This is a genomic window from Bradyrhizobium canariense, from assembly GCF_019402665.1.
Taxonomy (GTDB): Bacteria; Pseudomonadota; Alphaproteobacteria; order Rhizobiales; family Xanthobacteraceae; genus Bradyrhizobium; species Bradyrhizobium canariense.
The window spans coordinates 1-546 of the sequence record NZ_VSST01000153.1 but is presented as its reverse complement, the minus strand read 5'-3'; the positions used below and the strand labels follow the sequence as shown (position 1 = coordinate 546).

At 65.4% G+C, this 546-nt stretch carries 1 protein-coding gene; it reads left to right on the top strand.

Annotation, left to right across the window (positions count from 1 at the left end):
- Positions 1–523: enoyl-CoA hydratase-related protein (locus FXB41_RS40425; RefSeq protein ID WP_246649648.1), on the top strand; the 523-nt coding region annotated here is incomplete at its 5' end.
- Between the last annotated feature and the right edge of the window lie 23 nt (positions 524–546).

Here is a 546-nt window from a genome sequence, read left to right as displayed (position 1 = left end):
CGCGGTCGGCATCGGCGTCACCATGCAGCTCGCTATGGACATCCGCATCGCGTCCGATGCCGCGCGGTTCGGCTTCGTGTTCTCCCAGCGCGGCATCGTGCCGGAAGCTGCCTCGAGCTGGTTCCTGCCGCGCATCGTCGGCATCTCGCAGGCGCTGGAATGGTGCTATTCGGGCCGCGTCTTCCCGGCGCAGGAAGCCCTCGCCGGTCGCCTCGTCAGCAAGGTCGTAGCCCCTGATGATCTGCTGCCGACCGCCCGCGCGCTCGCCAAGGAATTCGCGGCGAAGACGGCGCCCGTGTCAGTGGCGCTGATCCGCCAGATGATGTGGCGCATGATGGGCGCCGACGATCCGATGGAGGCCCACAAGGTCGACAGCCGTGGCATCTACGCCCGCGGCCGCTCGGACGATGTGAAGGAAGGCGTGGTGTCGTTCCTGGAAAAGCGCCCTGCGCAGTTCAAGAACAAGGTATCGAGCGACATGCCGGATTATTTCCCGTGGTGGACAGAGCGGGAATACAAGTAGGGCATCGTAGGGTGGGCAAAGCG